This window comes from Actinoplanes sp. NPDC049802 (genome assembly GCF_040656595.1).
GTDB lineage: Bacteria > Actinomycetota > Actinomycetes > Mycobacteriales > Micromonosporaceae > Actinoplanes.
Genome location: NZ_JBFAMR010000051.1, coordinates 47,911 through 60,355, shown reverse-complemented (window position 1 = coordinate 60,355; position 12,445 = coordinate 47,911). Strand labels below are relative to the sequence as shown.

Sequence of the window (12,445 nt, the reverse complement as noted above, 5' to 3'; positions counted from 1 at the left end):
TGACGATCTCCGGGGCTCCGTCGCCCTTGAGTTCGCGCTTGACCAGGCCCGCGAGGGTGCCGGCGGGGGGCAGCTCGATGATGCCCGTGACGCCGCCGTCGGCTACGGCAGCCTCTACTACGCCTTCGCCGTGCTGCTGCACCCCGTCGCCGCCGACCTGCACGTGGCGCCCACGGCCGTGACCGGGGCGCTCACCACCGCGATCCTCGTGCAGGCGGCGATGGCCGTACCCGTCGGCAGGCACCTCGACCAGCACGGCGGCCGCGCCCTGATGACCGCCGGCGCCGTTTTGGGCGCCGGCATGCTGGCGGCCTGGTCCCAGGTCCGTACGGTGTGGCAGCTGTATCTGGTCTTCGCCGGGATCGGCATGGCCATGGCGATGGCACTGTACGAACCGGCCACCGCCGTGATCGTGTCCTGGTTCGACGCCCGTACCCGCCCGAGGGCGATCCTCGCCATGATCGTCGTCGCCGGGTTCGCCAGCACCGTCTTCATGCCGTTGACCGGCCGGCTCACCGACCGGCACGGCTGGCGTGCCACCCTGCTGATCCTCGCCGTCCTGTACGCGGCGCTCGCCGTCCCGCTGCATCTGGCCGTGGTGCGCCGGCCCCCGTGCGCCACCCGCGCCGCCCGGCCCGCCGCCGCCGGGCAACGCCGGGCCCTGCTGCGTGCGGCCGTCCGTGACAGCCGGTTCTGGTGGCTGACCACCGCCTTCGTCGCCCACGCCGCCGCGATGACCGCGATGACCGTCCACCTCGTCGGCTACCTGACCAGCCGTGGCCACCCCGCCACCTTCGCCGCCACGATCGCCGGACTGCTCGGTGTGCTGTCCGTGACCGGGCGCCTTCTGCTCACCGCCGCCGGGCGCCGGCTGCGGCTGCACCGCGTCGTCGCCGCCGTGTTCCTCCTTCAGGCCGCCGCCGCGCTCGGTCTCCCGGCGCTCGCCGGCAGCCGCCCCGGCGCGATCATCGCCGTCACCGCCTTCGGGCTCGGGTTCGGCATCGCAGGTCTCGCCACCCCACAACTGCTCGCCGACCGGTACGGCACCACCGCCTACGCGGGCATCGCCGGAACCCTCGCCGCCTTCGTCACCCTCGCCAGGGCGGGCGCCCCGCTCGCCGCCGCCGGCCTGCTCACCACCTCCGGCGGCTACCGCACCGTCCTGCTCGCCATCGGCGGCGCCGGCCTGATCGCCGCCGCCGGCATACTGACCCGCGCCGGCGCCCCACGCCCGGCCGGGGCGGTCATCACACCGGCTGCGGGCCGTTGCGCGCCAGAACCCATGCGGCGGGAATCAGCACCGCGTACATGACCAGGCCGTACGCCAGCAGTGTCAAGACCACCGTCGGTGCCGCCGAAGCCGCGAAGAACAGGCCGAGCGTCAGGTTCCGTACCCCGGTCGTCATCGCCACGGCCCGCCGCCGCGCCGCGGAACCCGGCACGGGCACCGCCACCGGCAGCAGGCACACGGCCACCAGCACGGCGATCACGCCGATCCCGGCCCACCCCACCCGCGGCAGCCGGGACACCCCGGTGACCACGAAGTATCCGACCAGGCCGGCGAGCAGCACGTCCGCCACCCGCCGGGCGATCCGGTGCGCGCGCGCCGCCGCGCCGGGACGGAACCGGCGCAGCCACATCCCCACCGCCAACGGCACGACCTGTCCGAGGAACCCACCGCCCACCAGCAGCAACCCGGCGGGCCCGGACGGGACGACATCCTGGCCCGCGACCGCCGCCCACACCGGGACGCTCACCAGACCGGCCGGCGCGAGCGCGACCTGCAAGGCGGCGCTCATCGCCAGGTCGCCCCGGGCGTGCAACGTCAGCAGCGCGCCCGTTCCCCCGCCCGGCGCGGCGGCCGCGAGCAGCACCCCGAGAGCGACCTCCGACCGCAGAGCGGCGGCCGTCACCAGCGCCACAGCCAGCCCCGGCAACAGGACGACATTGACGGCCACCGCACCCGCCACCACACCCCGCCGTGCCACCAGCCCACGGAAGTCGTCCACTGTCGCGGCCGTACCGATCGCCGTCATCGACGCGACGAGCAGCAACGCGACCACCGCCGTGGTCACCGCGTCATCCGCGCCACCGCACGCCGGCCGCGCCGGCTCACCAACCCGTCCAGTACGTGTACGGCGTCCCGGCCGACGCCCCGCAATGTGGCGGACGCGAGACTGCGCTGCCGCTCCAACCCGACGAAGCCGAGCCCCGGCACCGTCGTCGACAGCCCGCCGGCATGTGCCGGGCGACCGTGCGCGTCGAGGCCGCCGCTGTCCGCGAGGTACGGCAGATCCGGTCGGTAGCCGGTCGCCAGCAGCACCACGTCGACCCGCTCGGAGGCGCCGTCGGACCACACCACCCGGTCGCCGTCGAGCCGCTCGAACATCGGCCGGTGGTCGGGCCGCCCGGCGCGGATCGCCGCCCGGTACCGGCCGTCATCGATCACCGGTACCGTGTTCGGCGCCAGCCGCGGGCCCAGCCACGCCGTGTCCAGCCCGGTACGCGTCAGCCACCAGTGGAAATCGCGGCCCAGGACGCGCTGGGCCTGGAACCGCAGCGGCCCACGGGTCGTCAGGCTGACGGTGGCGGTCCGGGCCAGCTCCACCGCGATCTGCACCGCCGAGTTGCCGCCGCCGACCACCACCACCCGTTCACCCGCGAACCCGTCCGGGTTCCGGTACCGCGCCGCGTGCAGGACTCTGCCCCGGAACGAGTCCAGGCCCGGCAACGCCGGCCGTGCCGGACTGCCGAAGCCGCCGCTGGCCGCCACCACCAACGGCGCCCGCGCCACCGAGCCGTCCGCCATGGTGATCGTGTGAACACCGCCCTCGGCGGTGACCCGTTCGACTCGGCACCCGAAGCGGATCTCCGCGTCGAGGCGCGCGGTGTAGGCGGTCAGATAGCCGACGACCTCGTCGCGCAGCGGATACCGTTCCGGGTCGCCGGGAAACGGCATCCCGGGCAGCGCCGAGAACCGGGCGGGTGAGAACAACGTCAGGCTGTCGTAGTACGACGGCCAGGAGCCGCCCGGCCGGGCCGAGGCGTCCAGGACGAGCGGCCGCAGCCCGCGTCGCATAGCGGTGTGGGCGGTGGCGAGGCCGGCCTGGCCGCCACCGATGACGACGATGTCCACGGAGGTCATGCCGAACAATGTATCGTCACTTCGGGGAATGACGAAATGTTCACCGGAGGGATACTGGTAGCCGATGACCGCGCCCACGCCGCTCGACGGCCCCACCCGGGACTTCCTGAAAGCCCTGGCGAGCGAAACCCGTCAACAGATCATGATGCTCTTCGCCGACGGCCGCGAACATGCCGTCGGCGAGATCGCGGCCGCCTGCGGGCTCGGTCAGTCGACCGCGAGCGAACAGCTCGCGATCCTTCGCCGTGGCGGCCTGCTCACCTCGGCGCGCGACGGCAAACTCGTCCGCTACCGCGCGGACCCCGCCGCCATCGGTGACCGCCTCGCCCACTTGCAGGGATACCTCACCTGCTGCTGCCCGCCCACCCCGGCAGCGGACGGCCCGGCGAGCTGAGCCGCGCGGTGACGGCACAGGGCTGCCGAACGGCTTGACGCATTCCCTTATAGGCATATGATGGCTGGCGTGGCACGAGCAGCGACGACGTCGGACGCGTTCAACGCGATCGCCGAGCCGCAGCGCCGGGACATCCTGACGCTGCTGCGGGCGGGGGAGTGGCCGGTCACCGACCTGGCCCGGGAGCTGGGGATGACCCAGCCACAGGCCTCCAAGCACCTGCGGGTGCTCCGGGAAGTGGGGCTGGTGCGGGTCCGCGAGGCCGGCAAACAGCGCCTCTACGGCCTCGACGCCCGCGGACTGCGGCCCATCCACGAGTGGGTCGGCGGATTCGAACAATTCTGGACCGGCGGCTTCGACCGGCTGGAGACCTACGTGCGGCACCTCAAACAGACCCGCCAGGAGGACTGACCGATGGCAAGCACCGCGACCACCGACCGGGAGATCGTCATCTCCCGGGTCATCGACGCCCCACCGGACCTGGTGTTCGAGGCCTTCACCGACGTCCGCCACCTGTCCCGGTGGTGGGGGCCGCACGGCTTCACCACCACCACCCGCTCCTTCGAGTTCCGTACGGGCGGCGTCTGGGACTTCGTCATGCACGGCCCGGACGGCACCGACTACCAGGAGTGGATCACCTGGACCGACATCTCCGCACCGGAGCGCATCGCGATGCTGCACGGCGAGTCCCGCGACGACCCGGACGCCTTCGCCTCGATCCTCACCTTCACGGCCGACGGCGCCGCCACCCGGATCGTGATGCGCACGATCTTCCCCTCCAAGGAACTGCGCGACCGGGCTGTCGAGAAATACCACGCGATCGAGGGCGGCCGGCAGACGCTCAGCAACCTGGCGGCCTACGTCACCGGCCTGCGACACACCGGGGAACCGCGCTGATGGCCGGGAAAGTGTTCTTCAGCGTGTCGATGTCGCTCGACGGCTTCACCGCGCCGGAGTCGATGGACGGCATCCTCGCCACGCCCGAACAACGCGAACAGGACCCGAGGCTGGACCGCTGGGTCGCGCAATGGAGGGAACTGCACGCGTGGATGCTGCCGCTGCGATTCTTCCGCGAGAACCTCCACCTCGGCGACGACGGCGAGGAAGGCCGCGACAACGACATCGCCCGGCAGACGTACGAGCGCACCGGCGCCGGCATCATGGGAAAGCGCATGTTCGACCTCGGCGAGCGCTCCTGGCCGGAGGAACCGCCCTTCCACACCCCCGTCTACGTCGTCACGCACCAGCGGCGCGACCCCTGGAAACGGCCGGGCGGGACCACCTTCCACTTCATCGGCGACGGCATCCACCGCGCCCTGGAGCAGGCCCGCGACGCCGCCGGAGACCGGGACGTCCGCATCGCCGGCGGGGCCGACACGATCCTGCGATTCCTGAACGCGGGCCTGATCGACGAGTTCACGATCGCCGTCTCACCCGTGCTGTTCGGTGCCGGATCCCGGCTGTTCGACGGCATCGACGCGTCCCGGATCGCCCTGGAGCCGGTCCGTTCGGAGCCGACGGCACGGGTGACGCACCTGACTTACGCCGTACGCCCCCGGTAGCCGCGCAGCGGATCGTCACGGCCGGGCGATTCGCCGGCACGACCCTGCACCGGCCTGGACGCCGGCATCGCGGCGATCGGCACGGCCGACGTGGTCAACGCCGGCCGGCCAGGTGGTCCTGCAGCAGGTTGTGGCGGAACTGATGGACACCGCCGGCCCGCCGCAGGACCCCGCGGGCGTACGCCTCGTCCAGGGCGCTCATCATCCGCAGCGGCATCCCGTTGACGGCCGCGCACACCACCCGGGCCAGGCAGAACTGCCCCCAGGCGCTGAGGCAGATCACCGAGCCGGCGCCGACCAGCCCCGCCACGGCCCATGTGCCCGGGTTGGCGTCCGGGAACGCCACCACGCCCATGGCTGTCGTGGCCAGGCCGGCCGCACCTCCCGCGGTCAGCGCGGTCGCCCGGTCGATGTGCAGCGAACGGTCGGGCCTGGTCGCGGCGGCCGCCACCGTCGAACCGGCGACCAGGGCGCTCACGGTCCCGGCCGACAGCATCAGGCCCAGACTGAAGAGTGGTTCCCCGTACAGCGTGGAGACGGCCGCCAACGGCAGGCCGACCGCGGCGAACATCCTGCACGCGCCACCGAGCGTGAGCCGCCGCGGCACCGACCGGTCCGTGAACAACAGACGGCCGTAGGCCGCCGCCAGGCCGATCACGGTTCCGATGTACCAGCAGGTCACCCACGGCGGGGCGGAACCCATGCTCTCCGCCGCGAGCGGTATCGCCGCCGCCGTCGTGGTCAAGGCGACGACGACGGCGAACGCGACCGAGACGAACTGCGCGGTGGGAACCGGCTTGAACTCGTGGAAATGCCACCAGGCCAGCTCGTACGTCCGCTGCTCCCGCAGATGCGCGGCGACCGTGCCGAGCCAGCGGCGAACCCGGGCCACCTCCTCAACGGTCCGGGCCGGCCGGCCGGCCAGCGCGGTCGCGTACGCGGCGGGAACCAGATGCTCCAGCAGATGCTGCTCGACGCCGCCGCGGGTCGCGGCCCAGCCGGCGTCGAGCAGCTCCTTCGGGTCACGGCCGCGGTCCTGATAGACGGTACGGGCCAGCCAGATCATCAGCGGGGTGGACAGCGCCTGCGCCAGCGGCGCGTTCGGCACCGCCGTCAGATGCTCGACCACCGGCCGCCAGCGGCGGTCGCTGAGCGCCGCGCTGTCGGCCAGGTGCCGTGCGGCGTCGCGGGCCGCCACCGGCTGGATCTCCACCACAGCGGCGGCGGGAACCGGGCCGGACGCCGCCACGGCCGCCTCATAGGGCACGGTGCGGCAGGTGACCACCAGGCCGTGACCGGCGCCGGCCGCACGGGAGATCTCGCGGATCGCCGCCTCCTGCAGGGCGCCGGCCATCTCGTCGAGGCCGTCCAGCACCGGCAGGATCAGCCCCCGTGCGAACAGGTCGCGGGCGAGCGTACGCGGTGTGCCGCCCGGCCCGCGCACCTGCCGGGCCAGCCGGCGATCGATCATCGCGATCTGCTCGGCGACCCAGTCGTCGAGGCCCGGCACCGGATTCCAGCCGGCCGCCGACAGCACCACCGGCACCGGCTCCCGTGGCCCGCGCCGCGCCAGCAGCTGCAGTGCCAGGTTCAGCACCAGCATCGACTTGCCGGCGCCGGGCTCACCGAGCACGATCAGCCGTTTCGGGCCGTCCGGGGCGGTGAACAGATCGCCGATCACCGCGTACTCACCGGCGAGTTCGGCCGGCCCGCCGCCCGGTGTGCCGCGCACCGAGGCCCAGCTCGCCATCACGGCCTGCGCCCGGGCGCTGGACAGCCACCGGATGTTCAACGGCCACGGGTCACCCACCCGCCGGGCGTTCTGTTCCGCCTGCCACTGCTCCCGCTGCGCGTCGGCCAGCCACGACAGCACGGCGGCGGTGTCGTCGTCAGGCTCCGTCCGTACCTCGCCCTGTCGCCACAGCCAGGAGAGCGCCCCGATGGCGATCGCGGTCGCTCCGGTGCCGCCGAAGACGACACTCGCCCACTTGTCGGCGCGCTCCAGCCCCTCCCGCTGCAGGAACCAGATCAACGCCCCGAACAGCAGTGCCAGCACGACCAGGCAGACGGCGAACCACAGCCGGGGATTTCGAGACCATCGGAGCACCCAGACATGCTGCCAACGAAGGAGACGAAACGACATTGCCCGTACGGGCGACTCATCGACATCCGTCTAATAAAGTGAGGACTTCTCAGGTGAGCCGGGCTTGATCAAGGGCTCCGGGGCGAGGAACTGGATGCCCTGCAAGCTGGGCGTTCACGCCCTTCATGAGGGCCGGGACGGCTGCCGGCCGTCGGCGCCGTCGCCGGGGCGGCGGTCGAGGATGATGTCACCGGCCTTGCGCAGCACCTGCGACCGGGTGCGGTCGCCGTGGTCGGCTGCCAGGAAGTGTTCTCCGATGAGGAGACAGAACGCGAGGACGCTGCGGGCCTCCACCTCCTCCGGGTCGTCGCAGAACGTGCCGATCATCTGCCTCAGCAGGCCCATCCGCCGGTTGTCGACCCGGCGCAGGCGATCGGCGACCACCTGATCGCGGCGTGCCCAGTCTCGGATCGCCAGGTCGATCGGCAGGAGCCGGTCGCTGGAGAAGGTCATCACCCCGGCCCGGGTGATCCGGGTCTTCGGGTCGCCGCCTCTGCGTTCGATGCGCTCGGCCACCTCGTCGGTGCTCTCCCGTTCCCAGGTGTCCAGCATGGCCGTCAACAGGGCCTCCCGGTCGGTGAAGAAGCCGTAGAAACCGCCCTTCGTCACGCCGAGCCGCTTGGCCAGCGCCTCGACCCGAACCGTGTCCGGGCCACCGACCGCGAGCGCTTCCAGCCCGGCCTCGATCCATCGGTCTCGCGGCGTCCGCGTCTCGAACTTGATGTGACCCACCCCACTCTGCCGTATACGCCTCCGTACATGAGGCGCTACCTTCACCGCATACGGAAGCGTATACGAATTGACCAGGTAACTCAGGAGGGGCGTCGTGGATGTCTTCGGTGCGGTGGCGGATCTGTACGAGCAGGCGCGGCCCGGCTATCCGCCCGAGGTGACCGCCGCGATCATCGACTATCACGGCGGCTCTCCCGCCTCGGTGGCCGAGATCGGCGCCGGCACCGGCAAGGGCACCGAGATCCTCGCCGCCATCGGCGCCCCTCTGACCTGCATCGAACCGGACCCGCGGATGGCCGGTCTGCTCAAAGCGAAGTTCCCCCGGGCGAAGGTGCTCGTCGGTGATTTCGAGCATTGGAACCCGCCGCCCGGCGGGGTCGACGTGCTGGGCTGTGCCATGGCCTGGCACTGGCTGGACCCGGGCGACCGCAACCCGAGAGCGCGCGCGGCGCTGGCGCCCGGGGGAGTCCTCGCCCTCTTCGGGCACCGGTACGGCTACACCGACCCCCAGCAGGCGGCGCGCATCCGATCGGCGCTCGACTCGCTCGACCCGACCGCGAAGGAACGCCCGGCTGACTGGATGTACCACGACGTGATGGCCGGCGGCGAGTTCACCGACGTCCGGCTGGTCCGGTTCCGCCGTGACCTGCCGCTCAGCCGTGCCCGGTATCTCGCGCTGATCAGCACCTTCGGCCCGTTCCTGACCCGCCCGCCGGAGTTGCGCCGGCGCGGTCTCGAGGTGCTGGGCCGGCTGGCCGACGACTTCGGCGGCACCGTGACCCTCGACCTGCAGACCACCCTGACGCTGGCCCGCAAGCGTCGCGAGGGGTAGGCGTGAATCCGGTCCGGCGCCACGGCCCGGCACCTCGGCCGGGACGTCGCCGCCCGCCTCATCCGGCCACGACGGCTCTCCGATTGATCAGATCGACGACGTACGCCACGTCCGCGGCGTCGAGGAGAACGCCCTCGTGTGTGCCACGCCGGTCGTTCGTGCCGCGCAACCACAGGAGCGTCTCGACGTCGCGGGCGCCGCGCACCGCGATCCACATCACCCGGGCGGTGGGGCACCGGGTGGCCGGGCCGACCCACGCCCGCTCGACGGCGGACCACGGCACCGTGTGAGTCCGCGGCACGTTTCTGACCCGGACGCCGTAGTCGCTGACGGCCACGCCGATGTGCGTCATCCGCCAGATGAGTGCGGCACAGACGGCGAGGGCGGCGGCCGGCGGGAGCCATCCGATGTCGGGCCGTGCCCCCTCACCGGCGCCGCCGCACCACATGGCCAGGGCCAGCAGTGCCACCACCCCGGCACCCCAATAGCGCAGCCCACTGTCGATGGGGGACTCGTACGGCTCGACCCACCGGTGCATGATCGGCTTGCTGCTCACGCGGTCAGGAAGCGTCGGGCGCCGACCGGCCGGGCGCTTCGGCGGCGGTCTCGTGGGCGCGGCCGGACATCGCCCGCTCGGCCTCGGCCGAGGGTGAGACGCGACCGGAAGGATCGGCCATGCCGAAAACTTAACACTTGATCGACTCAAGTGGATGCGCCACCCGATGCTTGAGCCGATCAGGCACCGGTGGTGTCGCGACCGTGACCGTGGCGGGCCCATCTGGCCGCGGAGGTGGATTCCCGGTGCTGCCGGATCTGCTCGGGCGTCGAACGGCTCCGGCGGAACGAGGACCCGGAACGGCCCTCGTTCCGCCGGTTCGGCGTTACGCCCAGATGGCGAAGTCGCCGTCGGTGACACCGTCGAGGAACGCGTTCCACTCGTCGCGTGAGTACATCTGGACGGCGTCCGGGTTCTTCGAGTCGCGGAGCGCGATGGAGTCGTCGATCGCCGCCACCTGGATGCAGTTTCCGGTGGAGCAGAACGACGAGGTGCGCCAGTCAGCGCTGACCGGCTGTGGTTGCCGCATGACTATCTCCGATGAGATCGCCGGGCCCCGGCTCACAAACTCGCGGCCGCGGCCTGGATCAGGTTGATGGATTCTTCATTGAGCCATTTTCATCCTGCGTAGCGGTTCGTTTCGACGTGGTGAAGGACGAGGATCGCCTGCACGATGGCGGTGGCTCGGCGTGGGCAGCAGCGCAGCTTGGCGAGGACCTTCCAGGTCTTGAGCGTGGCGATCGCCCGTTCGCCGCGGGCGCGGATCTTCGCGTGTGCTCGGTTGACCGTCTTCTGCCGGCGTGACAACTTCGGCCGGAAGCGGCGCCGTTTGAACGGCGTGCGCACGCTGCCCCGGGCTCCCTGATAGGCCTTATCCGCGAAGGTCATCACGTTCACGCTGGTCAACGCCTCGATGATGCCGTGAGTGCGTGCGGCCGTCAGGTCATGCGTCGCGCCCGGCAGTGCGGGTGACACCCACACAAGCCGACCAACCGCGTCGGCTATGACCTGCACGTTCACGCCGTGACTCTTGTGTTTCCCGGAGTAGTACGGCTTCTGATCGGCGACGCGGTCGATCGGGATCAGCGTGCCGTCCAGGATGACGTAGGCCAATCGGCGGATGCGGCGCATCGCGGTGTCCAGATCGTCGGCCACTGCCCTGAGCAGGGCAATTGCTTCTTGGACGTAGCGCCAGGCGGTGGCGATGCCGATGTTGAAGCCGGCGGCGAGGCGGGTGTAGGTGTCGCCGTTGCGCAGATGGGCGAGGGCGAGCAGGGCTTGACGACCGGGATCCAGGCGCCGCCAGCGGGATCGGCGCTGCCTGCGGTGGCTGCGGAGACGGTCGGCGAGGTGGTTGAGGGTCCGGCTGGACAACGAGATCGTGGACGGGTAAGACAGCATGGCGAGGCTCCCGGTCGGGGCATCGGGTTTTGGTCGATTTGCTGTCTTACCTGGAGCCTCGCACCCATCGATCTACGGCCCCCGGCCACCTGGGTTGACCTGCAAGATCAGGTTGAAAAAGGCTCACTGACGGTCCTGCTCGGCGAATCGGTCCAGGGTGGTCGTGTACATGCGGGACAGCATCCGGGCCATGGGGCGCAGGTGCAGCAGGAACAGCAGGGGCCGCTGCAGGACGCGGGCGCCGGTGTTGGTCCACTCGGCGTGCAGACGGCTGCCTCCGCCGGGACCCGGCGTGATGCGGACGTGCCCGTCGCCGCCGCCTCCGTAGCTGCTCTCCACGACCGTCCAGCGGATGACCTCGGGATCCGACCAGTCGTAGCGGGCGACGACCCAGAACGGGGAGCCGGCCGTGCTCTCCCGGGCGACCGCCCAGGTGTCGCCCTGTTCGCGCAGCTCGTACTTCTTCGGGTCGAGGGTGCGGCTCCAGATCTGTGGGCGGCGGTCGCCGAACTCGGTGAAGGCGCGGCGGACCTGCTCGGGTGTGGCCCTCGTGTCGACGTCGAACCGCATCCTCCCATCGGAGCACACCGGGGGTGGGGCGTCCAGGGACGTCACACCGCGGCGGTGGTCCGGCGGACGACCAGGGTGGGGGACAGGGTGATCTGGGCGGTGCGGCGGTCGCGCTGGGCGATGCGGTCCACGAGCAGGCGGGCGGCGTCGGCGCCCATCTGGCGACCGTCCTGGTCGACGCTGGTCAGGGAGATCGGGCCGAAGGCGGCGAGGGCGCTGTTGTCGTAGCCGGCCACCGAGATGTCGCCGGGCACGGACAGGCCGGCTTCGGCGATCGCCTCCATGGCGCCGAGGGCGACCACGTCGGCGCCGGCGAAGATGGCGGTGGGCCGGACCGGGCGGGCCAGCAGTTGCTGGGCGCCGAGGTAGCCGCCGGCCTGGGTGTAGCTGGTCGAGGCGATGTCGATCTCGTCCTCGAGGCCGTGGGCGATCATCGCCTGCCGGTAGCCGCGGGCGCGCTGGGCGTTGGGCATCTCGGCGAGGCGTACCCGGTCGGTCTCGTGGTGTTCGATGTGGGCGATGCGGCGGTGGCCGAGGCCGGCGAGGTGCTCGACGACGAGGGCGGCACCGGCGATGTCGTCGTCGGTGACGGTGTCGTAGGCGGGGGAGGAGCCGTGCCGGCCGACGACGACGGTGGGGATGTTGCGGGCGACCTCGGTGAGGCGGCTCCTGGCGGACACCGGTGCGATCAGGACGAGGCCGTCCATGCTGCGGTCGATCATGGCCTCGATGACGCGGGCCTCGGCTTTCTCGCCGTTGCAGCCGGGGGCCAGCAGGACCTGGTAGTCGCTGTCGCCGAGCTGGGTGGTGATGCCGTCGAGGATGTCGGCGAAGAACAGGTTGCGCAGCTCGGGGAGCATGACGCCGATGGTGTAGGTCTGTCCGCGCAGGCCGCGGGCGGCGGCGGACGGGCGGTAGCCGAGTTCGGCGATGGCCTGCTGGACCTTGGTGCGCATGGCGGGGCTGGCGCCGTACGCGTTGCGCAGCACCTTGGACACGGCGGTGGTGGACACCTGTGCGTGGCGGGCGACGTCGACGATGGTGACGCGCCGGGGCGCGGGCTTGTCCACCTGGTCTCCTTAACGGTGAGCTCGTCGAGCAAAGCCTAAA

General features: G+C 71.6%; 15 protein-coding genes and 1 pseudogene. 6 read left to right on the top strand and 10 right to left on the bottom strand.

What is annotated here, in order from left to right:
- Positions 1-106: pseudogene (locus AB0I88_RS28855) on the bottom strand (ACP S-malonyltransferase); the annotation flags it as partial.
- A gap of 24 nt (positions 107-130) precedes the next feature.
- Here AB0I88_RS28855 and AB0I88_RS28850 point away from each other — a divergent pair.
- Positions 131-1,312: an MFS transporter gene (locus tag AB0I88_RS28850; RefSeq protein ID WP_361031323.1), complete on the top strand. Its 1,182-nt coding sequence runs from the start codon at positions 131-133 to the stop codon at positions 1,310-1,312.
- Here the strand turns inward: AB0I88_RS28850 and AB0I88_RS28845 are convergent.
- Both AB0I88_RS28845 and AB0I88_RS28840 read right to left on the bottom strand, forming a co-directional pair.
- A complete protein-coding gene (locus AB0I88_RS28845; protein ID WP_361031320.1) occupies positions 1,248-2,075 on the bottom strand; it encodes a hypothetical protein in 828 nt (275 codons plus the stop codon). The genes AB0I88_RS28850 and AB0I88_RS28845 overlap by 65 nt on opposite strands.
- Positions 2,072-3,145 (bottom strand): NAD(P)/FAD-dependent oxidoreductase, encoded by a 1,074-nt coding sequence (locus tag AB0I88_RS28840; protein ID WP_361031318.1) that lies wholly within the window; start codon positions 3,143-3,145, stop codon positions 2,072-2,074. The genes AB0I88_RS28845 and AB0I88_RS28840 overlap by 4 nt, the downstream gene beginning before the upstream one ends.
- A 64-nt stretch (positions 3,146-3,209) precedes the next feature.
- On the opposite strand from AB0I88_RS28840, the gene AB0I88_RS28835 reads away from it, so the two are divergent.
- The 4 genes from AB0I88_RS28835 to AB0I88_RS28820 all read left to right on the top strand — a co-directional run bounded on the left by AB0I88_RS28835 (position 3,210) and on the right by AB0I88_RS28820 (position 5,101).
- Positions 3,210-3,539, top strand: a complete 330-nt coding sequence (locus AB0I88_RS28835; RefSeq protein WP_361031315.1) for a metalloregulator ArsR/SmtB family transcription factor — start codon at positions 3,210-3,212, stop codon at positions 3,537-3,539.
- A 69-nt stretch (positions 3,540-3,608) separates the two neighbouring features.
- Complete coding sequence (locus AB0I88_RS28830; RefSeq protein WP_361031312.1) at positions 3,609-3,950, top strand: metalloregulator ArsR/SmtB family transcription factor; 342 nt, start codon at positions 3,609-3,611, stop codon at positions 3,948-3,950.
- A gap of 3 nt (positions 3,951-3,953) precedes the next feature.
- Positions 3,954-4,436, top strand: coding sequence for an SRPBCC family protein (locus tag AB0I88_RS28825; RefSeq protein ID WP_361031309.1), 483 nt, complete (start codon positions 3,954-3,956; stop codon positions 4,434-4,436).
- Positions 4,436-5,101 carry a dihydrofolate reductase family protein gene (locus AB0I88_RS28820; RefSeq protein WP_361031306.1) on the top strand — a complete coding sequence of 222 codons (666 nt, stop codon included), beginning with the start codon at positions 4,436-4,438 and terminating at the stop codon, positions 5,099-5,101. Before AB0I88_RS28825 ends, AB0I88_RS28820 begins: the two co-directional genes overlap by 1 nt.
- A 94-nt stretch (positions 5,102-5,195) precedes the next feature.
- On the opposite strand, the gene AB0I88_RS28815 is transcribed toward AB0I88_RS28820, so the two are convergent.
- Together AB0I88_RS28815 and AB0I88_RS28810 are read right to left on the bottom strand one after the other, a co-directional pair.
- Positions 5,196-7,208: a hypothetical protein gene (locus AB0I88_RS28815; protein ID WP_361031303.1), complete on the bottom strand. Its 2,013-nt coding sequence runs from the start codon at positions 7,206-7,208 to the stop codon at positions 5,196-5,198.
- A gap of 159 nt (positions 7,209-7,367) precedes the next feature.
- Positions 7,368-7,976 (bottom strand): TetR/AcrR family transcriptional regulator, encoded by a 609-nt coding sequence (locus AB0I88_RS28810; RefSeq protein WP_361031300.1) that lies wholly within the window; start codon positions 7,974-7,976, stop codon positions 7,368-7,370.
- 94 nt (positions 7,977-8,070) lie between these two features.
- Between AB0I88_RS28810 and AB0I88_RS28805 the strand changes: the two genes are divergently transcribed.
- On the top strand, positions 8,071-8,808 hold the full coding sequence (locus AB0I88_RS28805; protein ID WP_361031297.1) for a class I SAM-dependent methyltransferase: 738 nt from the start codon (positions 8,071-8,073) through the stop codon (positions 8,806-8,808).
- 58 nt (positions 8,809-8,866) lie between these two features.
- Here the strand turns inward: AB0I88_RS28805 and AB0I88_RS28800 are convergent, their stop codons facing one another.
- From AB0I88_RS28800 to AB0I88_RS28780, 5 genes are all read right to left on the bottom strand, one after another.
- Positions 8,867-9,364 carry a PH domain-containing protein gene (locus tag AB0I88_RS28800; protein WP_361031294.1) on the bottom strand — a complete coding sequence of 166 codons (498 nt, stop codon included), beginning with the start codon at positions 9,362-9,364 and terminating at the stop codon, positions 8,867-8,869.
- Positions 9,365-9,689: 325 nt separating this feature from the next.
- Positions 9,690-9,893: a DUF397 domain-containing protein gene (locus AB0I88_RS28795; RefSeq protein WP_361031291.1), complete on the bottom strand. Its 204-nt coding sequence runs from the start codon at positions 9,891-9,893 to the stop codon at positions 9,690-9,692.
- Between the two features lie 89 nt (positions 9,894-9,982).
- Positions 9,983-10,765 (bottom strand): transposase family protein, encoded by a 783-nt coding sequence (locus AB0I88_RS28790; RefSeq protein WP_361031289.1) that lies wholly within the window; start codon positions 10,763-10,765, stop codon positions 9,983-9,985.
- A gap of 123 nt (positions 10,766-10,888) precedes the next feature.
- Complete coding sequence (locus AB0I88_RS28785; RefSeq protein WP_361031286.1) at positions 10,889-11,335, bottom strand: SRPBCC family protein; 447 nt, start codon at positions 11,333-11,335, stop codon at positions 10,889-10,891.
- Between the two features lie 41 nt (positions 11,336-11,376).
- Positions 11,377-12,405 carry a LacI family DNA-binding transcriptional regulator gene (locus tag AB0I88_RS28780; RefSeq protein ID WP_361031283.1) on the bottom strand — a complete coding sequence of 343 codons (1,029 nt, stop codon included), beginning with the start codon at positions 12,403-12,405 and terminating at the stop codon, positions 11,377-11,379.
- Between the last annotated feature and the right edge of the window lie 40 nt (positions 12,406-12,445).

Excerpts from the sequence above, each read along its gene's own strand:
- AB0I88_RS28840 (WP_361031318.1), bottom strand. The coding sequence starts at position 3,145 with ATGACCTCCGTGGACATCGTCGTCATCGGTGGCGGCCAGGCCGGCCTC.
- AB0I88_RS28835 (WP_361031315.1), top strand. The coding sequence starts at position 3,210 with ATGACCGCGCCCACGCCGCTCGACGGCCCCACCCGGGACTTCCTGAAA.
- AB0I88_RS28825 (WP_361031309.1), top strand. The coding sequence starts at position 3,954 with ATGGCAAGCACCGCGACCACCGACCGGGAGATCGTCATCTCCCGGGTC.
- AB0I88_RS28820 (WP_361031306.1), top strand. The coding sequence starts at position 4,436 with ATGGCCGGGAAAGTGTTCTTCAGCGTGTCGATGTCGCTCGACGGCTTC.
- AB0I88_RS28795 (WP_361031291.1), bottom strand. The coding sequence starts at position 9,893 with ATGCGGCAACCACAGCCGGTCAGCGCTGACTGGCGCACCTCGTCGTTC.
- AB0I88_RS28790 (WP_361031289.1), bottom strand. The coding sequence starts at position 10,765 with ATGCTGTCTTACCCGTCCACGATCTCGTTGTCCAGCCGGACCCTCAAC.
- AB0I88_RS28785 (WP_361031286.1), bottom strand. The coding sequence starts at position 11,335 with ATGCGGTTCGACGTCGACACGAGGGCCACACCCGAGCAGGTCCGCCGC.